This is a genomic window from Aerococcus christensenii (assembly GCF_001543105.1).
Classification (GTDB): Bacteria; Bacillota; Bacilli; order Lactobacillales; family Aerococcaceae; genus Aerococcus; species Aerococcus christensenii.
Window position 1 is genome coordinate 232,350 of record NZ_CP014159.1, and the last position, 26,904, is coordinate 259,253.

General features: G+C 43.0%; 16 protein-coding genes, 24 tRNA genes and 3 rRNA genes. 2 read left to right on the forward strand and 41 right to left on the reverse strand.

Annotation, left to right across the window (positions count from 1 at the left end; all coding sequences use genetic code 11):
- Positions 1-88 precede the first annotated feature (88 nt).
- The 33 genes from AWM71_RS01095 to AWM71_RS01255 form a co-directional block, all read right to left on the reverse strand.
- Positions 89-2,035, reverse strand: coding sequence for a PTS fructose transporter subunit IIABC (locus AWM71_RS01095; RefSeq protein ID WP_060776281.1), 1,947 nt, complete (start codon positions 2,033-2,035; stop codon positions 89-91).
- Between the two features lie 12 nt (positions 2,036-2,047).
- Positions 2,048-2,965 carry a 1-phosphofructokinase gene (pfkB, locus tag AWM71_RS01100; RefSeq protein ID WP_060776282.1) on the reverse strand — a complete coding sequence of 306 codons (918 nt, stop codon included), beginning with the start codon at positions 2,963-2,965 and terminating at the stop codon, positions 2,048-2,050.
- A complete protein-coding gene (locus AWM71_RS01105; RefSeq protein WP_060776283.1) occupies positions 2,962-3,702 on the reverse strand; it encodes a DeoR/GlpR family DNA-binding transcription regulator in 741 nt (246 codons plus the stop codon). Before AWM71_RS01105 ends, pfkB begins: the two co-directional genes overlap by 4 nt.
- 336 nt (positions 3,703-4,038) lie before the next feature.
- Positions 4,039-4,110 (reverse strand) — tRNA-Glu (locus tag AWM71_RS01110).
- Between the two features lie 11 nt (positions 4,111-4,121).
- Positions 4,122-4,194 (reverse strand) — tRNA-Phe (locus AWM71_RS01115).
- A 5-nt stretch (positions 4,195-4,199) separates the two neighbouring features.
- Positions 4,200-4,272: transfer RNA gene (locus AWM71_RS01120), tRNA-Asp, on the reverse strand.
- Positions 4,273-4,312: 40 nt separating this feature from the next.
- Positions 4,313-4,385: transfer RNA gene (locus AWM71_RS01125), tRNA-Met, on the reverse strand.
- Between the two features lie 20 nt (positions 4,386-4,405).
- Positions 4,406-4,477: transfer RNA gene (locus tag AWM71_RS01130), tRNA-Glu, on the reverse strand.
- Positions 4,478-4,497: 20 nt separating this feature from the next.
- A tRNA-Ser gene (locus AWM71_RS01135) sits at positions 4,498-4,585 on the reverse strand.
- 6 nt (positions 4,586-4,591) lie between these two features.
- Positions 4,592-4,665: transfer RNA gene (locus AWM71_RS01140), tRNA-Ile, on the reverse strand.
- Positions 4,666-4,674: 9 nt separating this feature from the next.
- Positions 4,675-4,745, reverse strand: a tRNA-Gly gene (locus tag AWM71_RS01145).
- A 5-nt stretch (positions 4,746-4,750) separates the two neighbouring features.
- Positions 4,751-4,823 (reverse strand) — tRNA-Asp (locus AWM71_RS01150).
- Between the two features lie 42 nt (positions 4,824-4,865).
- Positions 4,866-4,938 (reverse strand) — tRNA-Met (locus AWM71_RS01155).
- Positions 4,939-4,947: 9 nt separating this feature from the next.
- Positions 4,948-5,037: transfer RNA gene (locus AWM71_RS01160), tRNA-Ser, on the reverse strand.
- Positions 5,038-5,049: 12 nt separating this feature from the next.
- Positions 5,050-5,123 (reverse strand) — tRNA-Ile (locus AWM71_RS01165).
- Between the two features lie 12 nt (positions 5,124-5,135).
- Positions 5,136-5,209: transfer RNA gene (locus AWM71_RS01170), tRNA-Met, on the reverse strand.
- A gap of 37 nt (positions 5,210-5,246) precedes the next feature.
- Positions 5,247-5,319, reverse strand: a tRNA-Ala gene (locus AWM71_RS01175).
- Positions 5,320-5,322: 3 nt separating this feature from the next.
- Positions 5,323-5,396: transfer RNA gene (locus tag AWM71_RS01180), tRNA-Pro, on the reverse strand.
- A gap of 5 nt (positions 5,397-5,401) precedes the next feature.
- Positions 5,402-5,475, reverse strand: a tRNA-Arg gene (locus AWM71_RS01185).
- A 6-nt stretch (positions 5,476-5,481) separates the two neighbouring features.
- Positions 5,482-5,567: transfer RNA gene (locus AWM71_RS01190), tRNA-Leu, on the reverse strand.
- A 27-nt stretch (positions 5,568-5,594) separates the two neighbouring features.
- Positions 5,595-5,666 (reverse strand) — tRNA-Gly (locus tag AWM71_RS01195).
- 6 nt (positions 5,667-5,672) lie between these two features.
- A tRNA-Thr gene (locus AWM71_RS01200) sits at positions 5,673-5,745 on the reverse strand.
- Positions 5,746-5,757: 12 nt separating this feature from the next.
- A tRNA-Leu gene (locus tag AWM71_RS01205) sits at positions 5,758-5,840 on the reverse strand.
- A gap of 8 nt (positions 5,841-5,848) precedes the next feature.
- Positions 5,849-5,921 (reverse strand) — tRNA-Lys (locus AWM71_RS01210).
- A gap of 4 nt (positions 5,922-5,925) precedes the next feature.
- Positions 5,926-5,998 (reverse strand) — tRNA-Val (locus AWM71_RS01215).
- A 7-nt stretch (positions 5,999-6,005) separates the two neighbouring features.
- Positions 6,006-6,121, reverse strand: a 5S ribosomal RNA gene (gene rrf, locus AWM71_RS01220).
- Between the two features lie 67 nt (positions 6,122-6,188).
- Positions 6,189-9,095 (reverse strand): 23S ribosomal RNA (locus AWM71_RS01225).
- A 167-nt stretch (positions 9,096-9,262) separates the two neighbouring features.
- A tRNA-Ala gene (locus AWM71_RS01230) sits at positions 9,263-9,335 on the reverse strand.
- Positions 9,336-9,361: 26 nt separating this feature from the next.
- Positions 9,362-9,435 (reverse strand) — tRNA-Ile (locus AWM71_RS01235).
- A gap of 79 nt (positions 9,436-9,514) precedes the next feature.
- Positions 9,515-11,063 (reverse strand): 16S ribosomal RNA (locus AWM71_RS01240).
- The 16S, 23S and 5S rRNA genes sit together here with 24 tRNA genes alongside, the layout of an rRNA operon.
- Positions 11,064-11,680: 617 nt before the next feature.
- Positions 11,681-13,033 carry a glucose-6-phosphate isomerase gene (locus AWM71_RS01245; protein ID WP_060776284.1) on the reverse strand — a complete coding sequence of 451 codons (1,353 nt, stop codon included), beginning with the start codon at positions 13,031-13,033 and terminating at the stop codon, positions 11,681-11,683.
- A 1-nt stretch (position 13,034) separates the two neighbouring features.
- A complete protein-coding gene (locus tag AWM71_RS01250) occupies positions 13,035-13,442 on the reverse strand; it encodes a CvfD/Ygs/GSP13 family RNA-binding post-transcriptional regulator (RefSeq protein ID WP_060776285.1) in 408 nt (135 codons plus the stop codon).
- Positions 13,443-14,033: a peptidylprolyl isomerase gene (locus AWM71_RS01255; RefSeq protein ID WP_060776286.1), complete on the reverse strand. Its 591-nt coding sequence runs from the start codon at positions 14,031-14,033 to the stop codon at positions 13,443-13,445.
- A gap of 127 nt (positions 14,034-14,160) precedes the next feature.
- On the opposite strand from AWM71_RS01255, the gene AWM71_RS01260 reads away from it, so the two are divergent.
- Both AWM71_RS01260 and AWM71_RS01265 read left to right on the forward strand, forming a co-directional pair.
- On the forward strand, positions 14,161-14,664 hold the full coding sequence (locus AWM71_RS01260) for a divergent PAP2 family protein (protein ID WP_060776287.1): 504 nt from the start codon (positions 14,161-14,163) through the stop codon (positions 14,662-14,664).
- A 1-nt stretch (position 14,665) separates the two neighbouring features.
- The gene (locus AWM71_RS01265; protein WP_060776288.1) at positions 14,666-15,667 is read left to right on the forward strand and encodes an NAD(P)/FAD-dependent oxidoreductase; all 1,002 of its coding nucleotides are present in this window, start codon (positions 14,666-14,668) and stop codon (positions 15,665-15,667) included.
- A gap of 48 nt (positions 15,668-15,715) precedes the next feature.
- On the opposite strand, the gene AWM71_RS01270 is transcribed toward AWM71_RS01265, so the two are convergent.
- The 8 genes from AWM71_RS01270 to AWM71_RS01305 all read right to left on the reverse strand — a co-directional run bounded on the left by AWM71_RS01270 (position 15,716) and on the right by AWM71_RS01305 (position 26,837).
- The gene (locus AWM71_RS01270; RefSeq protein ID WP_060776289.1) at positions 15,716-16,393 is read right to left on the reverse strand and encodes a DnaD domain-containing protein; all 678 of its coding nucleotides are present in this window, start codon (positions 16,391-16,393) and stop codon (positions 15,716-15,718) included.
- Positions 16,390-17,595, reverse strand: a complete 1,206-nt coding sequence (locus AWM71_RS01275) for a pyridoxal phosphate-dependent aminotransferase (protein WP_060776290.1) — start codon at positions 17,593-17,595, stop codon at positions 16,390-16,392. Before AWM71_RS01275 ends, AWM71_RS01270 begins: the two co-directional genes overlap by 4 nt.
- A gap of 10 nt (positions 17,596-17,605) precedes the next feature.
- Entirely contained in the window at positions 17,606-18,082 is a 477-nt protein-coding gene (locus AWM71_RS01280; RefSeq protein ID WP_060776291.1) for a cell wall elongation regulator TseB-like domain-containing protein, read from the reverse strand.
- A gap of 11 nt (positions 18,083-18,093) precedes the next feature.
- On the reverse strand, positions 18,094-20,799 hold the full coding sequence (locus AWM71_RS01285) for an exonuclease domain-containing protein (protein WP_060776292.1): 2,706 nt from the start codon (positions 20,797-20,799) through the stop codon (positions 18,094-18,096).
- Positions 20,800-20,816: 17 nt separating this feature from the next.
- The gene (locus AWM71_RS01290; protein ID WP_060776293.1) at positions 20,817-22,049 is read right to left on the reverse strand and encodes a CCA tRNA nucleotidyltransferase; all 1,233 of its coding nucleotides are present in this window, start codon (positions 22,047-22,049) and stop codon (positions 20,817-20,819) included.
- Positions 22,046-22,828, reverse strand: coding sequence for a 4-hydroxy-tetrahydrodipicolinate reductase (gene dapB, locus AWM71_RS01295; RefSeq protein WP_060776294.1), 783 nt, complete (start codon positions 22,826-22,828; stop codon positions 22,046-22,048). Before dapB ends, AWM71_RS01290 begins: the two co-directional genes overlap by 4 nt.
- Before the next feature lie 31 nt (positions 22,829-22,859).
- Complete coding sequence (locus AWM71_RS01300) at positions 22,860-24,149, reverse strand: tetratricopeptide repeat protein (protein ID WP_060776295.1); 1,290 nt, start codon at positions 24,147-24,149, stop codon at positions 22,860-22,862.
- 126 nt (positions 24,150-24,275) lie between these two features.
- Entirely contained in the window at positions 24,276-26,837 is a 2,562-nt protein-coding gene (locus tag AWM71_RS01305; RefSeq protein WP_060776296.1) for an Ig-like domain-containing protein, read from the reverse strand.
- Between the last annotated feature and the right edge of the window lie 67 nt (positions 26,838-26,904).

Consider the following 26,904-nt stretch of genomic DNA (forward strand, 5'->3'; position numbering starts at 1 on the left):
AAAACTGGGATCAGTAGTATCAAAAAAATCCCCCTCAAGTAGATTTACTTTTTGAGTGTCTACTTGAGAGGGATTTTTTTGTTTTTCTTTAGTCTTGGGTACGTTTACGCATAATATTCAAGAGGATCGCTCCGACTAAGCCCCCAATAACCCAAGAAGCAATATACATGACAGGGTTGGAAACTCCATTCGCAATCACTGCGAAGAGACCACCGTGTGGAACATAAGATACGCAACCAAAGAACATACTCAAGGCACCTGCTAGACCAGATCCCACAGCAAGGGAGGGGATCACATGAAGAGGGTCTTTGGCGGCGAAAGGAATAGCGCCTTCTGTTACAAAGGCTGCCCCCATCACGTAGTTCACATAGGCAGAACTCTTTTCTTCTTCGGACCAGAGACTGCCTTGTAAGCTAGCCGCTATGGCAATTGCTAGAGGGGGAACCATCCCACCGACCATGACAGCAGCCATGACATTAGAGCCTGCCCCATTGGCTGCTGTTACAAGGGCGGTAGCTGTGACGTAAGCCGCCTTGTTAATAGGCCCCCCCATGTCGATACTCATCATGGCCGCTACCACAAAGCCGAGGAAGATCGTCATAGTGCTTGGAATACTGTTGATCAAGCCGACTAAGCCATTCATGATCGCTCCCATTGGGCCATTCACGACGAAGAGCATTAAGATCCCCATTATCAAGACGCCCAAAACCGGGAAGAGGAAGATAGACTTGATTCCGTTCAAGGATTTTGGCATCCAAGCAAAAGCTTTATTTAAGAAGTAGACAATTCCTCCTGCTAAGAACCCTGCCACTAAGGCACCTAAGAAGCCTGAAGAAACGGAATGTTCGAAGATTCCTTTGCCTGAAAAAGCTGAAAATTTGGTAGGATCTGCGAATACCCCACCCATAAAACCAATCACTAACCCGATGCGGTCCGCCATGGAATGCCCGATAAATCCGGCTAATGCAGGAAGCATCATGGCAAAAGACAGACCCCCGATTGTATTAAGCGCTTGAGCGATTGGATGATAATCTGGAGCAGCGGGATTGGCAGAAGTCAATCCCCAGAAGAAGGAGAGCGCAATAAGAATTCCCCCAGCTACAACGAACGGTAACATATGGGAGACTCCGTCCATTAAGTGCTTGTATACTTGACGCCCCAAGCTTTCTGATCCAGCTTTTTCTTCTTCACCTTGAGCCACAGAAGCGGCATGATAGAGAGGAAGTTCTTCGTGAAGGGCTTGTTTTACCAATTGATCTGCCTTATTGACCCCATCAGCAACAGGGACACTGAGTAAAGGTTTGCCATCGAAACGTGCCATAGCGACTTGTTTATCCGCTGCAACAATGACAGCCGTTGCGCGTTCAATGTCTTCCTTGGTTAAGCGATTTTCAATGCCTGATTGCCCATTGGTTTCTACTTTAATGGCTACATGAACGGCATGGGCTGCTTGTTTGAGTCTTTCTTCTGCCATATAAGTGTGGGCTATTCCTGTTGGGCAAGCGGTCACAGCGACCAAATAGGTCTCTGAATGGTTAGGGTGAGTCGCTTCTTCTTGAGCAGGAGCTTCTTCTTTTTCTTCTTCATCATAAGAAGAGATAATGGCTAAAACTTCTTCAGGCGTTGAAGCCTCTAATAAGGCTTGCTTTACCCCTTCTTGAAGTAAGACCTTGGATAACTGTGCAAGAGCCTTCAAGTGTTCTCCATCTGCGCCCTCTGGAGCTGCAATCATAAAAATTAATTTGGCGGGTTGTCCATCGAACGATTGCCAATCAATCCCTCTTATACTTTTCCCAAAAATAATAGCAGCCTGTTGGATGGAAGCATCTTGTGCGTGAGGAATAGCAATCTCATCGCCTACCCCTGTACTGGATTGGGCTTCACGGGCTAACAACCGTTCCACATAAGTAGAGGCCTTGGATACTCCTCCTGCATTTTCAAAGCGCTGAGCTAAGTGTTCTAACGCTTCATCGCGTGAACTAGCAGTTATGGCTAAGTCCATCGCTTCTAAATTAAATAATTCAGATAATTTCATTCTCGTGCTCCTTTAAATTTTCTTTACTTTAATAGCGGTTTTTAAGTGATCGATCAATTCTTTTTCTGCGATGCCTACTGAAAAAGCTGTGGCACTTCCACAGGCTGCTCCCATTTGTAAAGCTTCTGAAAAATCATGCGTGCGCGTGTATTGACTGATGAAACCTGCCAACATCGAATCCCCTGCGCCCACAGAATTGAGGACTTTGCCTTCTGGAACATTGGCTGAGTAAACTTGGCCCGTCTGTGTTAGTAAGATACTGCCTTCTCCTCCCATTGAAACGAGGACGTTCTTGGCCCCTAATTTTTGCAATTCTTTGGCATAGTGAAGTAAGTCTTCTTGACTTTGGATCTCCACTTCAAATAATTCGCTCAGTTCTTCTCGGTTGGGTTTGATAATAAATGGACCATAAGGTAAGCACGCTTTGAGTAAATCTTTATTGGAATCTAAGACGAAATAACATGTCTTCTTTTGGCAAAGTTTAGCAATAGCGATATAAGACTGGGCATCTAAACCAGGTGCAGCGTTTCCTGCTAGGAAGACGACATCCTTTTCTTGAAGGGTCCCTTCTAAATAGGTCATCAAGTCTTTAAACTTCGCTTCAGAGACTGCTGGCCCTTTGGCATTGATTTCTGTCTCTTGTTCTCCTTTTAATTTGACATTTATACGGGTTATTTGGTCTAAGGCGATAAAGTGATTGGCGATGCCTTCCTCATTCATCTTGTCAATAATATATTGGCCAGAGAACCCTCCTACAAATCCTGTAGCAATATTCTCTAAGCCTAGGCGGTTAAACACCAGAGATGCATTAATTCCTTTTCCACCTACCACATAGTGATCTGCTTTCGAGCGGTTTAAGTTTCCTAAATGGAAATCTTCTACTTGAATCACTAAGTCAATAGCCGGATTAAATGTAATCGTATAGATCATACACTAACCTCCATTATTTGCATGATTTTTTCATATTTTTTATTCGACTTATCGGTCATCAAAGGAACTTCTTTTAATTCAGCCACTTGATAAAAATTAGCGGTATCAAATTTTGAGGAGTCAGCTAGGAAGTAAGCCTGCTTACTTTGTTGAATAGCAGCTTTCTTGAGTTTGCCTTCTTCTATATCCGGCGTTGTAAAACCTGCTTTGAGATCAATCCCATTAATTCCCAAAAAGGCTTTATCAAAGTGTAAACTTAACATCTGTTCATATGAAGAAGCACCAATTGCAGTTCCTGTACTCTGTTTGATGAATCCACCAATAAACAAAGTTTTTATATTGGCTTGGTAGAGCGCACTTGCTATTTCAATTCCATTCGTTACGACTAAGAGTTTTTTGTTATTCAACCACGGGATCATCTCAAAAGTCGTCGTTCCTGAATCAAGATAGATGACATCGCCCTCTTCTACCAACTGACCTGCTTTTTTCCCAATCAATTGTTTTTCTAAAACATGGACATGACGTTTTTCTGGTAAACTGGCTTCATGCGTTTGTTGTTTTACCTTCTTAGCACCTCCATGCACACGAATCAATACACCTTTTTCCTCAAGCGCTGCAAAATCTCTTCGAATTGTAGATTCAGACACATTCAATTGTTCTGATATCTCTTGCAATTGAATAATAGACATTTTATCTAAAGCTTGTCGAATAAATCGATGTCTTTCTTCAGTAAGCAATCCTATCACTCCCTTCTCTAGCTAAAACCTCTTGCACACCACTGTTATTATAACCAACCTCTTTTCAAAAAACAATCATTTTTGATCAGTTTCTTCCAAATTCTTTCAAATAGTATCGGAATTTTGATAACTTTTGCTTATTTATATCTAACTTTTTGAAGCACAACCTAATATTTCTTTTTTTGAAGAACAGGACCACTCAATATTTCTTCCTTTTTTGAAAAACAGAATAACTAAAAAGGAGAGGACAATCTATAAAAGATCTCCTCTCCTACACCGAATGCGATGATTTTGAAAAATAGGAAAAAAATAGCCCTCGAAAGGTTTATTTCTTTATGACCCGTACGGGATTTGAACCCGTGTTACCGCCGTGAAAGGGCGGTGTCTTAACCGCTTGACCAACGGGCCAACTTATGAAATGGTCCGAGACAGAATCGAACTGCCGACACCTTGAGCTTCAATCAAGTGCTCTACCAACTGAGCTATCGGACCGAAAACGGTTCGGACGGGATTTGAACCCGCGATCTTCTGCGTGACAGGCAGACATGTTAACCCCTACACCACCGAACCTTTTAACCGTATTATCGCAGTGTTTAGGGAACACTAACGATTGCGGAGACAGGATTCGAACCTGTGATCTCCGGGCTATGAGCCCGACGAGCTGCCAGCTGCTCTGCTCCGCGATAATAATAAAATAATAAAATGACCCGTACGGGATTTGAACCCGTGTTACCGCCGTGAAAGGGCGGTGTCTTAACCGCTTGACCAACGGGCCAACGTAGAAACAAAAAAAAGCGGAGGATAAGGGATTCGAACCCTTGCGCCAGTTTCCCGACCTAACGATTTAGCAAACCGTCCTCTTCGGCCTCTTGAGTAATCCTCCAAAAAATGGGCCTGAATGGACTTGAACCATCGACCTCACCCTTATCAGGGGTGCGCTCTAACCAGCTGAGCTACAGGCCCAAAAAATAAAGCGGGTGACGAGAATCGAACTCGCGACAACAGCTTGGAAGGCTGTGGTTTTACCACTAAACTACACCCGCATAGACGGTTCGGACGGGATTTGAACCCGCGATCTTCTGCGTGACAGGCAGACATGTTAACCCCTACACCACCGAACCTATTCAGTTTTTTTTCACTAAACTTTATTAACCGTTTAGTAATTGCGGAGACAGGATTCGAACCTGTGACCTCCGGGTTATGAGCCCGACGAGCTGCCAGCTGCTCTACTCCGCGATATCAACAAGGAGGATAAGGGATTCGAACCCTTGCGCGGTTTGACCCGCCTGACGGTTTTCAAGACCGTTCCCTTCAGCCGGACTTGGGTAATCCTCCATTTTACAAGTATGGACCTTGTAGGACTCGAACCTACGACCTGACGGTTATGAGCCGTCTGCTCTAACCATCTGAGCTAAAGGTCCAAGCTTCAATTATAGCGGCGAAGGGGATCGAACCCCTGACCTCCCGGGTATGAACCGGACGCTCTAGCCAGCTGAGCTACGCCGCCAACTCAATGGTACTAGTACACGAATGAACGTATACTATGGAGAATAGCGGGATCGAACCGCTGACCTCCTGCTTGCAAAGCAGGCGCTCTCCCAGCTGAGCTAATCCCCCATATCGGGAAAACAGGATTCGAACCTGCGACCCCTTGGTCCCAAACCAAGTGCTCTACCAAGCTGAGCTATTTCCCGAACAATGCACCCAGCAGGATTCGAACCTGCAACCGCTTGATTCGTAGTCAAGTACTCTATCCAGTTGAGCCATGGGTGCTTAATATGCCGAGGACCGGAATCGAACCGGTACGGTGTTTAACCACCGCGGGATTTTAAGTCCCGTGCGTCTGCCAGTTCCGCCACCCCGGCATATTAAAATAAATTACCTTTCGGTAAAGCGGAAGACGGGATTCGAACCCGCGACCCCCACCTTGGCAAGGTGATGTTCTACCACTGAACTACTTCCGCATATAATGCCGGCTAAAGGACTTGAACCCTCGACCCCCTGATTACAAATCAGATGCTCTACCAACTGAGCTAAGCCGGCTCGCTTATAAAGTGCGGGTGAAGGGACTTGAACCCCCACGCCTTTTGGGCGCCAGATCCTAAATCTGGTGCGTCTGCCAGTTCCGCCACACCCGCATATTTTATGATCCGTGGGAGGCTCGAACTCCCGACCCTCTGATTAAAAGTCAGATGCTCTACCGACTGAGCTAACGAATCATGATGGAGAATGAGGGGCTCGAACCCCCGACCCTCTGCTTGTAAGGCAGATGCTCTCCCAGCTGAGCTAATTCTCCAATTCTTGCACGGCAACGTCCTAGTCTCACAGGGGGAAACCCCCAACTACATTCGGCGCTAAGAAGCTTAACTTCTGTGTTCGGTATGGGAACAGGTGTATCCTTCTTGCTATCGTCACCGCACAATATGAGCCTTATTCGCTCAAAACTGAATCTATAGTCTCTTCCTCTTTGTCATACAACTTTTCCTTTGGATAAGTCCTCGACCGATTAGTATTCGTCCGCTTCACCTATTACTAGGCTTCCACTCCGAACCTATCTACCTGATCGTCTTTCAGGGGTCTTACTCTCTTATTGAGATGGGAAATCTCATCTCGAGGGGGGCTTCACGCTTAGATGCTTTCAGCGCTTATCCCGTCCACACATAGCTACCCAGCTGTGCTCCTGGTGGAACAACTGGTACACCAGCGGTGTGTCCATCCCGGTCCTCTCGTACTAAGGATAGCTCCTCTCAAATTTCCAACGCCCGCGACGGATAGGGACCGAACTGTCTCACGACGTTCTGAACCCAGCTCGCGTACCGCTTTAATGGGCGAACAGCCCAACCCTTGGGACCGACTTCAGCCCCAGGATGCGATGAGCCGACATCGAGGTGCCAAACCTCCCCGTCGATGTGAACTCTTGGGGGAGATAAGCCTGTTATCCCCAGGGTAGCTTTTATCCGTTGAGCGATGGCCCTTCCATGCGGAACCACCGGATCACTAAGCCCGACTTTCGTCCCTGCTCGACTTGTAGGTCTCGCAGTCAAGCTCCCTTCTGCCTTTACACTCTTCGAATGATTTCCAACCATTCTGAGGGAACCTTTGGGCGCCTCCGTTACTCTTTAGGAGGCGACCGCCCCAGTCAAACTGCCCGACTGACACTGTCTCCCGACCAGATTATGGTCGCGGGTTAGAATGGTCATGTCACAAGGGTAGTATCCCACGGGTGCCTCCTTCGAAACTAGCGTCCCGATCTCTTCGGCTCCTACCTATCCTGTACATGTCACACAAACATTCAATATCAACCTACAGTAAAGCTCCATGGGGTCTTTCCGTCCTGTCGCGGGTAACCAGCATCTTCACTGGTACTACAATTTCACCGAGCCTCTCGTTGAGACAGTGCCCAAATCGTTACGCCTTTCGTGCGGGTCAGAACTTACCTGACAAGGAATTTCGCTACCTTAGGACCGTTATAGTTACGGCCGCCGTTTACTGGGGCTTCAATTCAGAGCTTCGCTCGAAAGCTTACCCTTCCTCTTAACCTTCCAGCACCGGGCAGGCGTCAGCCTCTATACGTCATCTTCCGATTTGGCAGAGACCTATGTTTTTGATAAACAGTCGCTTGGGCCTATTCACTGCGGCTGACCTTGCGGTCAGCACCCCTTCTCCCGAAGTTACGGGGTCATTTTGCCGAGTTCCTTAACGAGAGTTCGCTCGCTCACCTTAGTGTTCTCCACTCGACTACCTGTGTCGGTTTGCGGTACGGGTTGCTTTATTCTTACTAGAAACTTTTCTTGACAGTGTGACATCGGCTGCTTCGATACTTGATTTCTCTCCCCGTCACAGCTTGTGTACTCTGTGGCAAGCCTTTCACTCACCATCACACTTACTGCTTGGACGCGTCTTTCCATCTCCGCGCTCAGCTTAGCCTCCTGTGTCCTTCCTTCGCTCAAACAAATAAAACAAGTACAGGAATCTCAACCTGTTGTCCATCGCCTATCCCTTTCGGTCTCGGCTTAGGTCCCGACTTACCCTGGGAGGACGAGCCTTCCCCAGGAAACCTTAGTCATTCGGTGGACGGGATTCTCACCCGTCTTTCGCTACTCATACCGGCATTCTCACTTCTATACGCTCCACTGGTCCTCACGATCCAGCTTCTCTGCCTATAGAACGCTCTCCTACCATCCTCACGGATCCACAGCTTCGGTGTTCAGTTTAGCCCCGGTACATTTTCGGCGCAGGGTCACTCGACTAGTGAGCTATTACGCACTCTTTAAATGATGGCTGCTTCTAAGCCAACATCCTAGTTGTCTGTGCAACTCCACATCCTTTTCCACTTAACTGATACTTTGGGACCTTAGCTGGTGGTCTGGGCTCTTTCCCTTTCGACGACGGATCTTATCACTCGCCGTCTGACTCCTGGACTAAAACTTTTTGGCATTCGGAGTTTATCAGATGTCAGTAATCCTAGATGGACCCCTCGATCAAACAGTGCTCTACCTCCAATAGTCATCATCCAAGGCTAGCCCTAAAGCTATTTCGGAGAGAACCAGCTATCTCCAAGTTCGATTGGAATTTCACCGCTACCCACACGTCATCCCCGCCTTTTTCAACAGACGTGGGTTCGGGCCTCCAGCGTGTTTTACCACACCTTCACCCTGCACATGGGTAGATCACTTGGTTTCGGGTCGACGACAACAAACTTGACGCCCTATTCAGACTCGCTTTCGCTAAGGCTCCGCTTCTTCCGCTTAACCTTGCTTGCTATCGTCACTCGCCGGTCCGTTCTACAAAAAGTACGCCATCACCCTTTAACGGGCTTTGACTGCTTGTAGGCATACGGTTTCAGGTACTCTTTCACTCCCCTCCCGGGGTGCTTTTCACCTTTCCCTCACGGTACTGGTTCACTATCGGTCACTAGGTAGTATTTAGGCTTACCGGATGGTCCCGGTGGATTCCGACGGAATTTCACGTGTACCGCCGTACTCAGGATACTGACAGGCTGCCGCGATCTTTCACCTACAGGATTTTCACCTTCTTCGATTGATTTTCCCAAATCATTCGGCTAGATCTTGTCATACCTTCCTTCAGTCCTACAACCCCAAAGTGCAAGCACTTTGGTTTGGCCTCTTTCCCGTTCGCTCGCCGCTACTTAGGAAATCGATTTTTCTTTCTTTTCCTATGGCTACTGAGATGTTTCAGTTCACCACGTCTACCGCATCATAAGCTATGTATTCACTTACTTGCCATTGTCGATTAAAACAATGAGGTTCCCCCATTCGGAAATCTCCGGATCAAAGCTTACTTACAGCTCCCCGAAGCATATCGGTGTTCGTCCCGTCCTTCATCGGCTCCTAGTGCCAAGGCATTCACCGTACGCCCTTATTCACTTAACCACTGGTTAAGTTGTATGATTGCGAAAAGTTTTTTTAAAACTCTTTTTCGGTTTTTACGCTTGGTAAAAATTGGTTTGTTTCCTTATTATCTCCTGGTAGAAATAATAAGGTGGAATTTACTATAGTATTCAGTTTTCAAAGAACAAGTTGCAAGGTTTCCCTTGCTATGGAGAATAGCGGGATCGAACCGCTGACCTCCTGCTTGCAAAGCAGGCGCTCTCCCAGCTGAGCTAATCCCCCAAACAGAATAACTTTTATTCTTCTAATGGGCCTGAATGGACTCGAACCATCGACCTCACCCTTATCAGGGGTGCGCTCTAACCAACTGAGCTACAGGCCCGGTGATCCATTACATGTGTTTGATAGGCCTCTCAAAACTAAACAAAGAAAACGTAATGTGTATTCCATAATATCCTTAGAAAGGAGGTGATCCAGCCGCAGGTTCTCCTACGGCTACCTTGTTACGACTTCACCCCAATCACTTGTCCCACCTTCGGCGGCTGGCTCCAAAAGGTTACCTCACCGACTTCGGGTGTTACAAACTCTCGTGGTGTGACGGGCGGTGTGTACAAGACCCGGGAACGTATTCACCGCGGCGTGCTGATCCGCGATTACTAGCGATTCCGGCTTCATGTAGTCGAGTTGCAGACTACAATCCGAACTGAGAATGGCTTTAAGGGATTCGCTGACTCTCGCGAGCTCGCTGCCCGTTGTACCATCCATTGTAGCACGTGTGTAGCCCAAGTCATAAGGGGCATGATGATTTGACGTCATCCCCGCCTTCCTCCGGTTTGTCACCGGCAGTCTTGCTAGAGTGCCCAACTCAATGCTGGCAACTAACAATAGGGGTTGCGCTCGTTGCGGGACTTAACCCAACATCTCACGACACGAGCTGACGACAACCATGCACCACCTGTCACTTTGTCCCCGAAGGGAAAGCTCTATCTCTAGAGTGGTCAAAGGATGTCAAGACTTGGTAAGGTTCTTCGCGTTGCTTCGAATTAAACCACATGCTCCACCGCTTGTGCGGGTCCCCGTCAATTCCTTTGAGTTTCAACCTTGCGGTCGTACTCCCCAGGCGGAGCGCTTAATGCGTTAGCTGCGGCACTGAAGGGTGGAAACCCTCCAACACCTAGCGCTCATCGTTTACGGCGTGGACTACCAGGGTATCTAATCCTGTTTGCTACCCACGCTTTCGGGCCTCAGCGTCAGTGACAGACCAGAAAGTCGCTTTCGCCACTGGTGTTCTTCCATATATCTACGCATTCCACCGCTACACATGGAGTTCCACTTTCCTCTTCTGTACTCAAGCTTCCCAGTTTCCAATGCACTTCCACGGTTAAGCCGTGGGCTTTCACATCAGACTTAAGAAGCAGCCTGCGCCCCCTTTACGCCCAATAAATCCGGACAACGCTTGCCACCTACGTATTACCGCGGCTGCTGGCACGTAGTTAGCCGTGGCTTTCTGGTAAGATACCGTCAAGACTGTAGCAGTTACTCTACAATTTGTTCTTCTCTTACAACAGAGTTTTACGATCCGAAAACCTTCTTCACTCACGCGGCGTTGCTCCGTCAGACTTGCGTCCATTGCGGAAGATTCCCTACTGCTGCCTCCCGTAGGAGTTTGGGCCGTGTCTCAGTCCCAATGTGGCCGATTACCCTCTCAGGTCGGCTATGCATCATCACCTTGGTGAGCCGTTACCTCGCCAACTAGTTAATGCACCGCAAGGCCATCGATAAGTGATAGCAGAGCCATCTTTCTAAGTTTGTTCATGCGAACAAACTTCCTATGCGGTATTAGCACCCGTTTCCGGATGTTGTCCCCCGCTTATCGGTAGGTTCCTTACGTGTTACTCACCCGTCCGCCGCTAACTTTGAAAGTGCAAGCACTTTCTCTGTTCGCTCGACTTGCATGTATTAGGCACGCCGCCAGCGTTCGTCCTGAGCCAGGATCAAACTCTCATGAAAGAATTCATGAACTGTTCTTAGCTCATTTTTGCTGACTTGTTTGAGTCTAGTCTAGACTTATTGCTTGAATTGTTGGTTTAGTTATTTCTAACTATCCCTACACATTTGGTTCGTCTTCTTTGTTCAGTTTTCAAAGGTCTATCTTTCAGTTGCTGTTTAACAGCGACTTAATTATGTTATCACATCTCATTTTAGATGTCAACATATTTTTAAAACTTTTTTGCTGCATATTTAAGCAGTTTCGGGCTGCTTAAACGATTAACCAGCAAGAGCTATTATACAGTGTTAGACGTTTCTTTGTCAAGGACTTTTTTTATTTTGTTTGACGTGTAATTTTCATTACAAGCTAAACACTGATAAGTATCTTGCCGCTCTCTCAGAAACAGCCTATTTAGAATATCAAGATTTGATCTTCTTGTCAACAAATTTTCTTATCTTTTTTAAGTTTTTTAGAGAAGATAAATTATATAAAGTTTCTTCATTAATTGGAGACTAAAATCTAAAAAGATCTTTTCGCATAAACTTCAGCCCCACACATAAAAAAAGCCTTGTGTACAGTATTCGCTACTACACACAAAGCCTTTATTTTTAATCGGTAGTTTTAATTAAACATCCTCTTATTTATTTAAACGCGCGTTTAAAGTATCTGCTAATTCTTCATAACCTGGTTTACCTAGTAAAGCAAACATATTCTTCTTATAAGCTTCTACGCCAGGTTGGTCAAAAGGATTAACGCCATTCAAATAGCCACTCATTCCCACTGCAATTTCAAAGAAATAAATCATATGGCCTAAATGATAGGCATTCATATCTTCTAAATGAACAATAAGGTTAGGCACATTTCCATCTGTATGAGCTAATAAGGTTCCTTGGAAGGCCTTGGTATTCACAAAATGAAGGTCTTTCCCTTCAAGATATTTCAAGCCATCTAAATTATTATCTAAAGTTGGAATTTGAACATTCTTTTCAGGATTATCTAATTTAATAACAGTTTCGAATAAATTACGTTTACCGTCTTGAATAGATTGACCAATTGAATGGAGATCTGTTGAAAAATTAGCACTCGTTGGGTATAATCCCTTTTGGTCTTTCCCTTCAGATTCACCAAATAATTGCTTCCACCATTCTGCAAAATATTGCATCTTTGGTTCATAATTAACAAGAATTTCTGTATCAAAACCTTTACGGTATAAAATGTTTCTCAAAACCGCATATTGATAAGCAATATTTTCTTTTAAGCTTGGATTCTTATAAGCTTCCATTGCTTCATGCGCTCCGGCTAACAAAGCATCCGTATCTGCACCACTTACAGCAATTGGTAAGAGTCCTACAGGAGTTAATACAGTACAGCGTCCACCGACACCATCAGGAATAATAAAGGTTTCATAGCCTTCTTTTGTTGCTTCTTCCCGTAAAGCTCCACGTGCCTTGTCTGTTGTCGCATAAATCCGTTTCCGGGCGCCTTCTTTACCGTACTTCTTCACTAAAAGTTCTTTGAAAACACGGAAAGCAATGGCTGTTTCTGTTGTTGTCCCTGACTTGGAGATAACATTCACTGAGAAATCACGATCAGCTAAAACTTCAATCACTTCTGAGAGATAAGTAGAACTTAAACTATTCCCTGCAAAAAGAATCTGTGGGAATTTACGTTCAGAAGATGGGAAACTATCTCTAAATTGATGACTTAAAAATTCAATAGCTGCTTTGGCTCCTAAATAAGAACCCCCAATTCCTAAAACGACTAACACTTCAGAGTCTTCTTGAATACGTTTGGCACAAGCTTTGATGCGGGCGTATTCTTCTTTATCATAGTCTTCTGGCAAATTTACCCAATCTGTAAAATCTGCTCCCTGTCCTGTCCCTTCGCGTAGCATTTTATCAGCTGCCGTCACAAAAGGTTGTAAATATTCTAATTCATGTGTCTTAATAAATTTTGCTGTATTTGAATAATCAAAAGATAATGTTGACATTTTACTTCTCCTGTCTATAATCTTTTACCTTTCCAGAGTGGATATCCTTTAAAGAAGTTTCAATCCATTCCGGCATTTTTTCCTTTATTGTCTTAAACCCTATTTTTGACGCTTTTCTTATTTTTGGCCATTTTGATCGGACGGGAATATTCATTAGGGTGTTCATCTTTAAGGCCCGTAAGGAAAAACTCATTTTCTGAGTATATTCATCAATATCTATAATTAACACTTTTACTTGCTGTCCTAAAGTAAATTTCTTTTGGACATTATCCACAAAGCCATTATCAATCTCCGATATATGAATGAGTCCTTGCGAACCGTCTTCCAAACTCACAAACAAACCGTACGCTTGAATGCCAGTAATCTTACCAGAGGCCACATCTCCAATATGGTAATTCTTAACAGCCATCTATTCAGCCTCTTTTATCGTCACTTTTTCAATAATAACAGGTTCTTTAGGCTTATCCCTAGCATCACGAGCCACACTTTCAACAGACGCAACCGTTTGCATTCCGGACTTCACTTGCCCAAATACGGTATGTTTTTGGTCTAACCAAGGGGTTCCTCCCTTTTCTTGGTAAGTAGCGATTGCCTCTTCTGGCCAGCCTAACTGTTTCATTTGTTGCAACATCTCCTCTGGGACAGATTGCGCAGACACAATAAAAAACTGTGAGCCATTCGTATTAGGACCTGCATTGGCCATGGACAATGCCCCATAGAAATTGAAGGCTTCAGTTGAAAATTCATCCTCAAAAGATCCTCCATAAATACTTTGACCTCCGCATCCTGTTCCTGTAGGATCGCCACCTTGAATCATAAAGTTAGGAATTACGCGATGAAACAATACTCCGTCATAGTAACCTGATCGACTCAACTCTAAAAAGTTTTTCACTGCTTTCGGTGCAATTTCTGGAAACAAAGCCACTGTAATGTCTCCGTAATTCGTATGAAGGGTAGCTTCTGGATAATTGTTTAAATCTTCTAATTGAACATATACCATTATTTACCTCCTTAGGGTTATTGTACCAATTTCCACTAATTTTGTATAGAAGCGATTTGGAAATGCTTTAATCCCCCCTTTTTTCGTGATAATATGTAATTATATTAATTAGAGAGGATATCTTTATGTGAAAAATTATCCCTTAGCGGCTACCGTTTTAGCCATCTTAATTACCCAATTTTTAAAATATCCGATTTCTCGTATTTTCATGAAAAAAACAGAAACAAAACTTTCTATTATTCATACCACTGGTGGAATGCCAAGTTCCCATACAGCAGCCGTCACTGCCTTAATTACAGCTCTCAGTCTTCAAGAAGGCTTCGCATCTCCATATGTGGCGATTGCTGCTGCCTATGGACTTATCGTTATGTTCGATGCGATGGGAGTTCGGCGCCAAAGCGGCGAGCAAGGGGTCGCTTTAAGAGAAATTTTAGACCTTCTTGAAGCCAAAGCTCTTGAAAAGAAAGATCCCTTGCTAGAAGAAAAATTGCAACAACTTGCCAAAAAAGATCTTATTATTGACGATTACCTTGGTCATAAGCCTTCAGAAGTCTTTGGGGGGTTATTAACTGGCGTTTTGATAGCTTTACTTTCACGATATATCTTTTATTTTTTAGGATGGGTGTTCTAATATGACGACTTCAACAGATCTTACCATTATTGGTGCAGGGCCTAGTGGATTGTTTGCCGCTTTCTACGCCGGAATGCGCGGACTTAGTGTCCAAATTGTAGATAGCCTTCCCCATATTGGAGGTCAGCCTCAAGCTCTCTATCCCCATAAAAAGATATTTGACATTGGAGGTCTTCCTCAAATCAAAGCTTCTCTACTGATCCAACAGCTCCAAGATCAACTGACTCCTTTCCAGGCCAGTACTCAATTTTTCTTAAATGAGACCGTCGCTAATTTCTATCAAGAAAATGAAAGTTTTGTTCTTCAAACTTCCCACCAAACGCTCTATTCCAAAAGCATACTTATTGCTACAGGCGCTGGAAGTTTTCAGGCAAGGAAGTTAGCTCTAAAAGAAGCCTCTACTTTTGAGAATAAGGGACTTTTCTATACGCTTACGAATCCTCAAAACTTTGCTGATCAAACAGTAGCAGTCTTAGGGGGAGGAGATTCTGCATTTGACTATTGCTTAAGCTTAGCTCCCTACTGCAAAAAAATTTTTCTCATTCATCGGCGCTCTCAATTCCGAGGACATGAACATAGTCTTTCTCGCTTGCAATCTTTTTCAAATATTGAGATTCTAACCCCTTACCAAGTGGTTGCCCTCAAAGGAAACGAGCACGACCAACTTTCTGCCCTTGTTTTGAAGGAAGCTAGAGGGGAGGCCTCCTATTCCTTGCCTGTTCATTCAGTCCTTCCTGCATTCGGATTTACAGGATCTACGGATTTATTAAAGACTTGGCCGATCACCTTAGACAAACACCGGATTTCTGTCAATCATTGGATGGCCACCTCGCATCCAGGAGTCTATGCTATTGGAGATATTGTAAGCTATCCTGGGAAGGTGCAATTAATCGCTTCAGGCTTTGGAGAGGCTCCCACTGCTATTAACGCTATTTCGAACTATCTTCATCCTAAAGCCAAACTCTCACCTATTCACAGTACGACTTACTTCTCTCAGAAATAAGATTCCTTTTAGAAAACAAAAGAGGTTTCCCTCAAGGAAACCTCTTTTTTAATTTTTAAAATCATCTGCTCGTTTAATAATCTTAGTCAAAGGAACAGGGGGGAGATTGATCGTTTCTTGCCGAAGTTTGGCATTTCGATAACTAGCTTTCTCTCTTTCATTCCCTGAGCGATTTTGTTTGCGCCAATTGATCAAAATCCGGTCAATGTAGCGCAAATTAAGTTTGCCGTTTAAAACGGCTTCTTTGATGGCATTCTTCACCATATCTAAACTGTAATTATCCTCACTGAACCAAGCGGCGACTTGCTGATATTCAATAGGAGATAAGGAACGTCCAAATTCTTCTTCTACTATTGAAAAAATTGTTCCTTCTTCTTTCAGATCTTCTTGTCTTTTTTTAGCTTGTTCTTTTTGAATATCCAGCTGATCTAACTTGCCATATAAAGGTTCTAAATTATAAGCCTCGCTAGACTTACCGGAAGCAAGTTGTTCCGTTTCAATCGTCATCATTTCCTTATCCAGAAGGCTTTGAATGAGATTATAAGTTTTTTCCTGGGAAAGTCCCATTCTTTTTTGTAAGAACTGAATAGGTGGAAAGTCCTCTTTCACTTGTTTAAAACTCAAGATATGAATCAAAAACATCATTTCTTCATTGGTAATCCCTAAACTATGATAGGCTTCAAGCAAGCGATTGGTAAGGACCGTATAAGTTTCCTGTTTAATCACATTTTCTCTTCCTTTTCAACGATTTTTTTCTCAATAAAGGTCTTAATGCGTTGCATTGCTTTTAAGAATAGAGATTGGTCTGTGGCATAGGAAAAGCGAATATAATCCGACATACCAAAAGCGCTCCCTGCTACACAAGCGACACCTGCTTCTTCTAAAATGCCTAAAACCAAATCATCCACACATGCATACCCCGTAAGCTCAGCAGCTTTTTTACAATTAGGGAATAGATAGAAAGCCCCTTGAGGTTTTTGAGTCAATTCAAAACCAGGAATATCCATAAGGGCTTGATACCCCGCATTCAAACGTTCTTCAAAAGTCTTTCTCATCTTTTCAATGGCTTCATCTGGGCCAGTCATTGCACCTAAAGCAGCATATTGACTAATCCCTGCTGGATTTCCACTGGCTTGGCTCGCTAGCTTATTCATTCCTTGAATAATTTCTCTTGGAGCTAAGCAATATCCAATACGCCAACCCGTCATAGCAAAGGCCTTAGATACCCCATTCACCACAACAGTGTGCGCCTTAACCTCTGGAGAAACCGAAGCCAAAGAATGAAAGACTGTCCCGTTATAAACTAAACGTCCATAAATTTCATCCGCAATAACCAAGATATCATGACTCACAGCATAGTTTCCAATGGCTTCTAATTCTTCAAAACTAAGAACTGTCCCTGTCGGATTACTTGGCGTATTCAAGACAATTAATTTCGTTTGAGGCGTCCGACAAGCTTCTAAGACATCCACCGTCACTTTAAAATAATTGGCTGGGTCAGTAGGGGCTAAGACAGGAACGCCTCCTGCCAAACGCACTTGTTCTTCATAACTTACCCAGTAAGGGCTTGGAATGATGACTTCATCCCCTGGATTGATTAAAGTCTGAAAGAGATAATAGAGGATCATCTTTGCGCCATTTCCCATAAAGACTTCATTGGGTTGATAAGCGATCCCATCTTTTCTTTGATGATAAGCACAAATTCCCTCACGAACTTCTAAAGCCCCACTAGTTGCCGTATAGTGGTGGCCTTTTCCTTCTTTCATCGCTTTTTGGGCATATTCCAAAATGAAATCAGGCGTATTGAAATCTGGTTCTCCCACAGTTAGCGTAATAATATCTTTTCCTTCAGCTTTTAATTCTCTTGCGCGATCTGTCGCTGCTAAAGTTTTGGACTCTTGTAAATTTTGAATACGTTGTGATAACATCCCTATCCTCCTATAAATTCTTCACAGTTTCTACCCAATGTCCATTCACTGCATTGATATAGTGATAACCTAAATCTCCATTTTCATTATAGAAACTGACTTCCCAAACCCATTGCTTATTATCTATCCCTAAGCGAGCTTCTTTCACCTTGACATTGCCTAAAGCATTTAAAGTTAAAGATAAGGCTTCGTATTCATTCACCAATTTATCCTCTTTTTCTGTTAATTTTTCATCTGTTTCAGGCTGATAGGCAAAATAAATCGTTTCCCCGTCTTTATTTTTCCCTTTGACGGTATAACTCGATTGATCTCTATTGAATATATATAATTTATCGACTCCTTTTAACCCCACTTCTTCCCGTGCTAAGGTCGTTACTTGTTTCTCAATTTTATTCACTTCTTTTTGAGAATTTATAAAAATGGTCAACATTCCAAAAATAATTAGGCCCAAAATCAATAAACAGCCATTTGCTAGCTTATGTTTCATTCTTGCCTCCTCTATTGTTTATCTTCCAACTCTTCTAAAGAAACTTCTTCAAAAGTTAATCCTTCCGGAAGAGCTTCCTGTATTATTTTAGCATAGGGACTGGCAATTATCCGCTTATCTAAGGAAATAAATAAAGAATAATCCACTGGTTGATTCAGCAGTCTCCCTAAGATTTGCTTCAAGCTGATTAACATTTCTTTGAGAGCTTCCTCTTTGAAATAATTGCCTTTATGGACTTGATAATAATCTTGCCAAGCCTTCTGATAAACCTCTTCGGGAGATTGGAAAGGTAGCCGCGTTAAAACATAAACCGCTATCCCTCTATTCAGATGTACCCCCTCTGCAAAAGAAGCGGTCCCCAGCAGGATCCCCTTCTCATCTTGTTTAAAGCGATTAAAGAGACGGATACGAGAAGCCTTTTCTTTTTGCCGATAGACATGCGATAGCGGCTCGTCCTCCCATTCCTTTTCTAAGAATTCAAACACTTGCCTTAAAAAAGCTTTCGATTGAAAGAAAACTTGAATCGGCCCTTTTTGATGTTCTTGTAAAAAGGTGAGTACACGACAGACCACCTGACCGGCTTCTTCTTCATCCACCTCTGGCAAGGAAGGCTGGTCCTTCAAAACAACAGCGCGTATTTGACAGTCATAATCATAATAAGAAGGATAAGTCACCGCCTTCAGCCCTGTTATCCCATAATAAGATTCTAACTGCTCTACACTCATCCCTTCTGCTGGCGTAGCAGATACCAAAGCTACCCGATGGCCTAATCGGCGTAACCACTGACCTAATTGCTCTCTAGGATTGGTTAAACTTCCCATTAAAAGTAAGTGACCCCCCGCTGCAGAAATCAAAGACTCTTGCTTTACCACAAAAAAATAATGGTCATCAAGTGTGACTAAATCTTCTAATTGGCTGACCAACCTTTGTCCCAAACTGAGATTCTTTTCCCATTGGGTCCATCGACTCTTTTTTTCTTCTATTTGGGGACGAAACGCCTTAAAAACATCTTTCGATAACCAAATTAACCGACAAAATTCTTGCCAAAAATCAACCAGATCCAGCCAATGAGCGGATAGCGTCATTTGTTCGTAGGAACAATATACCACCCGCTCTCCCTCTTTATCAGCCTCTGCTCGATCAAGTAATTTTTCCAAATCGTCAGTAAGCGCATCTAAAAGAAGAAGAACCTTTTGATAGCTCGATTCCCACTGATAAAACACTAAAGAATGCTCATCACTAAAAGGATAGCGCAAGGTCTGTGAAAGCAGCTGATTCTGCCCTCTTAAGTAGCGTTCCATCTGAGAAATATCAAAACTGATCTGATGGTTAGTCTGATAGACTTTGGGCAAACGGTGACACTCATCCAAAATAAAAGCTGTCCGCTCATTCACCCAGCCCTCTTGTTTCAACCAGTCCACATACTGATTCAGATAGGCATGATTGGTGATGATTAATTCACAATCCTTTGCAGCTTGCAGCGGTCGCCTTTCAAAGTCATATTCTCCAAAATCTTCCTTAGAGAAATCATAAGCTTCTTCTTGCTGATCTATTTTGTCCCAAAGCTTCGACTGGAACAGGCCCCAATTCAATTCTGATTTTTCCCCTGTTTTTGTTTCAAACAGCCAGACCAACACAGCCACAATAAAATGTGCTTCTTGCTTATTGATTTCTGAATAATTGCTTTTGGCGTAGACAATAAACTGCTTCATCGACGCTAAATTCACATAATGCTTGGCACTCTTTAAGAAGGTATATTTCACCTCTCTGCCTAACTGAGCGGCGAGGTCAGGCAAACGATTTTTTACCCAATCTTCTCCCAAGAAATTATTAGGAAGCGACAACACGACCCGATCACAAGAAGAGCGGAGAGCCCCTAAGGTAACATTAAAACTCTTTCCTAAGCCAGAATCTGCCTGAATCACTTGAAGGCCCTGGCCTTCCTCAAAGAAATTCTGACTATCCAAAGCTATGTTCTGGTAGACTTTTTCCTCCTCTGAGAATCTTGAAGAAACTGAAGGGGTAGACTGGGAATAAACAGTAAAGTTGCCCAAATCTTTTCTGAAAGTAAAAGGAGAATCATACTCTCCCTCCTTCTTCTTTACAGACAAATTTTGAGCATGACATGCATCTACAAAATCTTGACAATCTTTGGATAAGAAAGCCAAAAAAGGCTTTAACTGTTGATACAAGCTCTCTGGAAATTGAGCAATCTTCGTGTGAACCAGCTCCAATAACGAAGCCGTTGCTCCTGCATCTTCAATGGCTGTATGCGCATGCTCCAAAGAAATGCCATGCGCCTTACAAAAATCGCCCAAGCGATAACTTTTCGCCTGAGGATAAAACAGACGCACCAATTCTACCGTATCGATCCCTCTTAAGTTAAGGGGAGGAAGGCCTACCGCTTCAAAGGAGTGACTCAGGAAATTGTAATCAAATTGCAGATTGTGGGCAACAAATACACACCCTTGGAGCTTCTGCCATAAAACCTCCGCTAGCTCTTCAAAAAGAGGAGCGCCTGCTAAGTCTTCATCCTGAATACCCGTCAAGTTGCTCACATGCTCAGATAAAGGTTGAAGTGGATTCACATTCGTGGCATATTCTTCCACCCGTTTTCCCTCTTCTAAGAAGACTGCTCCTATCTGAATAATACGGTCGCCTTCCTTAACCTTAGGCCCCGTTGTTTCTAAATCCACGACTGCATATCGGGTAGACATTCTACTACCGCACTCCTTTATTTTTTGAGATAGTTTAATAATTTTTGGCGGTCATTTTCACACTGTCCCTTAACCACCGCTTCTTCCGCCCGAAGAATCAAATAGCCAATCTGCTTTTTATCTTCAGGTTGCAACTTCTTCATAATATCATAACCATTCACAGCCAATTCTTTTCGAGAGTGAATAGCTAACTCTGTCCACACCTTATCCACTTGATCGGGGGATATTGCTGAAAATACGTCCGCAAATTTTTGACCCTTTTCTGCTTGATTGTGAATAAATTGTTCTAAACACGCACTTACTTCTTTCCCATAACGATACACCATTTCCTTAGTCCAACCGTTAGGAGAAGCAGCTCTCTCGTGTAAAGCTTTCAAATAACTTTTGATTTTTTCATACTGTTTGTTGGACAACTTCCACGCCCTTATAAACTGTCCCAAAGTCCTTTCTTCTTGTCCATTCAAGAAGTAAAGCAAAGCCCAAGGCAAACACTCATCCGGCATCTTCACCTGTCCGCTCAAATTCTCCAATAACTTCTCAAAAGCATCATAAAGAGCGGACGTTTGTGGACAATACTGATAAAGGTCTAAATCCAGCCATTCACGAATCCCCTGCTTCCAGTTTTTACCTATCCACAGCTTATTCATTTCTGTCTCAATTCGTTCCACTGCAATATGCTTCAAGAGCGGGGCACAAGACTTAATCGCTGATTTTGTCTGCTCTTCAATATGAAAATCTAACTGGCTAGCAAAACGAACCGCCCGCATCATCCGCAGAGCGTCTTCATGAAACCGCTCCTTAGGTACACCCACTGCCCGCAAACGTTTCGCTTGAAGGTCTTCTTTTCCTTGGAAATAATCCACAATCTGTCCATCAGTTCCCATCGCCATCGCATTAATAGTAAAATCTCTTCTCAACAGATCTTCTGACAGCGACCGAACAAAGGTCACTTCACTTGGTCTACGAAAATCTTCATAGTCTGCTTCTGTTCGAAAGGTGGTGATTTCATAAGTTTCGCCTTCAAAACAGACCATCACCGTTCCATGCTCAATCCCCACATCAAAATGCTTAGGGAAAATGTGTTGGACTTCACTCGGATAAGCACTCGTTGCAATATCCACATCATGAATCGGCAAATGAAGAAGGACATCTCGAATACATCCCCCTACAAAATAAGCCCGATAACCTTCCGCTTCAATCGCCTGTAATACAGGCAGAGCTTGCTTAAATTCTTCTGCTTCTATTCTCATAGAATTTGATCCAATCCATAAATTAATTCTTTAGATTTCATGACATAATCACATGCCATCTTGACTCCAGGCATATAAGACTGACGGTCATACGTTTCTTGGCGAATAGTCAAGACTTCGCCTAGTCCCCCAAATTGAACCATTTGACTCGAAATATACCCCGGCAAACGCAAACTGTGAATAGGAATTCCTAAGTATTCCCCACCACGCGTTCCTGAAATGCGTTCGATAGGTTGTCCCACTCTTTTTTTCGCTTCTCCACGATGAGCCGCAATCCCTTCTGCAGTTTTTAAGGCCGTCTCACTCGGAGAATCTTTCTTACTATCGGAATGCATTTCAATGATTTCTACATGAGGCAAATATTTCGCTGCTTGCGCTGCAAAATTCTGCATCAAAGCCGCGCCAATCGCAAAATTAGGGGCAATAATACCACCTAATTCTTTGGCGTTTGCTAGAGCTTTAAGTTTCTCTATTTCTTCTAACTTGAATCCTGTTGTCCCAATCACTGGATGAACATTGTGTTCAATATAACACTTAGTATGCGCATATGCGACACTTGGTTGGGTAAAGTCAATGGCCACATCGACCTCTACTTCTTTCAAAGCTTCTTCAATAGTTTGAAAGACTGGCGCTACCCCTTCAAAAGCTTTCACTTCTTCTGCGTGACGTACTAAGCGGCTATTCACTAAAGTCACTAAATCGAACCCTTCATGGGCTAACACCATGTCTACAGTCGTTCTCCCCATCTTCCCTAAAAAGCCGGTCACCATAACCTTCATTGTCCTCTTCCTTTCTTTATTCGTTATTCTTTTATTCTTCACCATCATTCATCGTATCTAGGAAGGCCATTAATTCTGGTACTTGTTTCCATTCAGGATGTTGTTGTAACAGAGTAGCTAATTTTTCAGACCGTCCCTCGTCTCTTTGGAAGCGTAAGTAATCCTTTAAGAATTCCACATTATCTTCTAAATCAAAGAAGGCCCCGTCATAGGCCTTATCCGCCTTATCATAAACTTCATATTTTTCATAAATCTGAGCCGCCAGCCATTCACACGAACTATCCGCCAAATCTAACTTCTCTGCTTGATTAACAACTTTTAAAGCGTCTTCCTCTTCAAAATTATCCAAGGTCATTCCTAACAGTTTGCGATGTGCCATCACTGCCTCTGGATCTAAATGAATCACTTCCTTATAATCCGCTTTGGCTGCTTCTAAGTGCCCCAACTGTTCATTCAAATTAGCCCGTTCATTATAGAGGACACTCGAATAAGGATCCCTATCAATCGCTTCATTCAAAATCCTAAAGGCCATTTCTTCTTCCCCCAAAGCCCCTTGTGCCTTGGCTAAAAGCACAAACCACTTCACAGGGAGTCGCCCTTCCTCATAGAGAGGGGCTAAAAGTTGTCGGGTTAAGGCATAATCCTTCTCTTGATAAGCATAGAAAGCCAGCTGGGTCTTCTCTTCTAAGGTCATTTTGTTCTGATCTTTTGCCTTATGATTTAGGAAATCCGCCGCTTGATCAAATTGCCCATCCGCAGCAAGAGCATATTGATAATGTCCTTGAGCGGTTTCTTGAAGACTTGGGGACAGATCCGGATGAGCCATAATATCTGCATAATAATATCTCGCTTTTGAAAAGTCGCCTTGTTGAAAAGCTAACTCTGCTAAAGCATAAGTAATCACTACTTGATCGGGAGCGAGTTGTTTCGCTTCATTGAGTTTGACGAGCGCCACTTCTGGTAAGCTCAACATTTGATAAGCATCCGCCAAAGAAAGCAAAGCCTGTAGATAAAGAGGATCCTCTTTTGGGATTTCCAATAAATGATCAATCCCCTCTTCATACTGGCCATCATCCATCAACAATTCCCCCAGCAAAAGCTGCCATACGCTTTCATTAGGAAATTCTTTTTGCCCCTCTTCAAAGATGGTTTTAGCATAGGTTAAATACCCAATTTGTTGAAATTGATCTCCCACCTGGGCATAGGATTCAATTGTATGGGTCGTCTGAAGCTCTGACAACAGCTTCTGCATGCCTTGCTTGACATCGTCTGTTCTCTCCTCCCTGATTGCTTGCAAAACGACTTGAACTAATTCCTCCAAAAAAACGCCTCCATTCTCGGTTTATTTTAACATATATCCCAATCATCCCAAAATTTCCTGTGAGGCAAATTTTATCCAACAAAAAAGCCAAGGAAAGTCTTACAACCTTCCCTGGTTTTGTTTTTCTTATTCTCGTTTTCGTTTCTTTTGAGGGATCATAAACAGACAGCCAAAGCTAGCTAAAGAAATTCCTAAAGCTAGAGGTAAATCTTGAGCTCCTGTATGAGGCAATGTTTTTCTTTCCTCATGAAATGGACTGGATAGAGGAGCTCGACTTCCTTGGGTGGATTCCGTCGTACGAACCTCTCTTTGCCTTTGTTGATCTTTCAAAGGTTCATTTTTCTTCTTCCTTGAAGGGACAAGTATTTCTGACCCTTTATCCGTTGGGTTTTCTTTCTTTTCTGCTTTATGACTTTCTTTTTCTATGGCCGACTGATTAGGCCTTTCTCGAGCTGATTGTATCTCCTTGCGATCAGCTACTAAAATCTCCTTATCCTTTCTTTCTCTTTGTTTTTCTAAAGGATTCACTTCTCCTGGAGAAAGGACCTGTTGAGTATTTAATTGGGCGCTTTCTTCCTGAACCTCTGGATTCGTTGGATGGGAGGCTACTAATGGAGAAGCAGTCGAAAGGGTTTCTGGTTCCTTTGCTTTTGGAAGATTGTCAGAAAGATTTACATTTTGATGTTCTGCTGGTAAAGTAGCCTTTTGACTAGAGCTCCCAATTCCTACTTCTACAATCAAAGCTTGTCCAAGTTCTTCTCGACGACTTAGTTCCTGTGACTTCAAGATTTGCTGGTGATCATCCTTATAGACACGCGTAGTGATCTCTGTATAGGCATTCTTCCCTACCTGAAGCACGCGATGTTCCCCCACCGCAAGCGCTGTGGTTGCTTTGACAATGACTGCATGATCTTTCTCATTAATTCGTGTCACTTGGTCTTCATACTTAGGTTCTAGTTTGACATAATAGCCTGGCATCACCTCAAAATACCCTTCGTGCGACTGATAAGGAGGTGCAAACAAAACAAAACCATTGGTCGAATTATCCGGTTTATCGTGAGGGCTATTATCTGGTTTATGTTCTGGGGCTTTCTTTTTACGTCCTCGTTTAATAATTTCTTCTTGCCCTTCAAACTCTCCTTTTGAATAGACTTCTTCCTTTAAAACTTCTCCTGTAGAATCCACAACCTTTCTTAGCATTTGATAAGAAACGCTCGGTTTAAACGCTTGAAGGATTCGTTCCTCCCCTTCATCTAGATCATCCGAGTAAATGATTTTAGGATGATTAGGATGAGGATTAGAATAAGGTCTTGTTTGATACATTTCATCCACTACTTTTAAGGCAGGCAGGACCTCTACATTAAAAGTTTTGGGCACACCATTTTCATCGCAAATAATCTGAGCTTTTCCTTCTTTTTTAGGTGTAATTAAGCCGCCTTCATCAACCGTTAGAATATTAGGATCGCTTGAATAAAATTTCCCTTTGTAATTTTTAACAGCTAAGTAGTCACACTCAATTCTTAATTGATGGGGTGTCCCCACATATAATTTCTCTACTTGCAAAATTGTTATTGGTGGCTTTTTTGAAAAAGACACAGGAACCACAAACTCCCCTTGATAATTGCTTGAGCTGGTATCTGTGGCTTTCTGTTGAGAAGCTAAAATGAATTTATAACGCGAATGCATATCCGATACTGCTGCATATGCATAACTATGGTAAACAGGATTAAGTGCTGTATAAATGAGAGATCTTTGCTTATTTTCATCAGAAGAATCATTGTGACTATACTCATCTATGCCATAATTTTGAATAAGTTGTTGAAGTTCTTCTCCATAATTACCTAACCAATTAAAGTTATCACGATATAAATATACTCTCGCATCTGCTTGTGTTCCTGCTGCTGTGGCGGAACTGGTATAAGCTCTAGGAGAATTATAATCATTTGAGTACTCCGCCATATTTTGAATGGCTAAATTTTCGAGATCACGATTCCATTCAGCAGCCTTCATATAGGCTTCTTTACTATGGATGCCCTGGCCCGCTAAAGCTTCTTTGAGCTGTTTACCATTAATCCAAACTCCTTCTATTTTTTGTCCTGTTTTTGGGTCATAAATAGAAGGAAGGATATCCAGCTTTCCTTCATCAATATCCCAGACTTGCCCCCTTAAGGTCCGAATATCTTGAATAAGTTGTCCAGGAATTTTTCGTTGATCCAAAGTAATTGATTTTTCAACAATGTAGCCATCCTTTAGTGGCACCTTGGTATCTAAAGTTTTTAAACGATCCCTATATGATTTTTGATCATTGATAATTTTCGTTTCATGGGTGACATCTTGAGAATAAACTTTAGTCTCTCTTCGATCTTTTTTAGTGTCTTTCATCACAGGGCGTTCAGAGAAATAATTATATCTTTCTGTATTGATAACCATTTCTTTAGGCGCTTTTGGCTTCTCTTGAGTATAACGCTCATCAATCTTTTCCTTACCGATCTTCTGAATAATTTCTTCCTGACGTTTCTTTTCTTCTTCAGCACGTCTTTTTTCAGCTTCTTCATATCTTTTTTCTCGTTCTTTGTTTAGATCCCAGTGAGATAGATTCTCCTCTTCTTGAGCTAAGACAGGCGTTTGAGCCGCTAATAGGCTAAGCATCACCCCTGCTGCCATCAAGGGCATGTATTTCTTCTTCATGATCGGAACTCCTTTGCCTTTTTTTCATAGTCTATCATGAAAAAAAAAAAAAAAAGCCTACTTTACA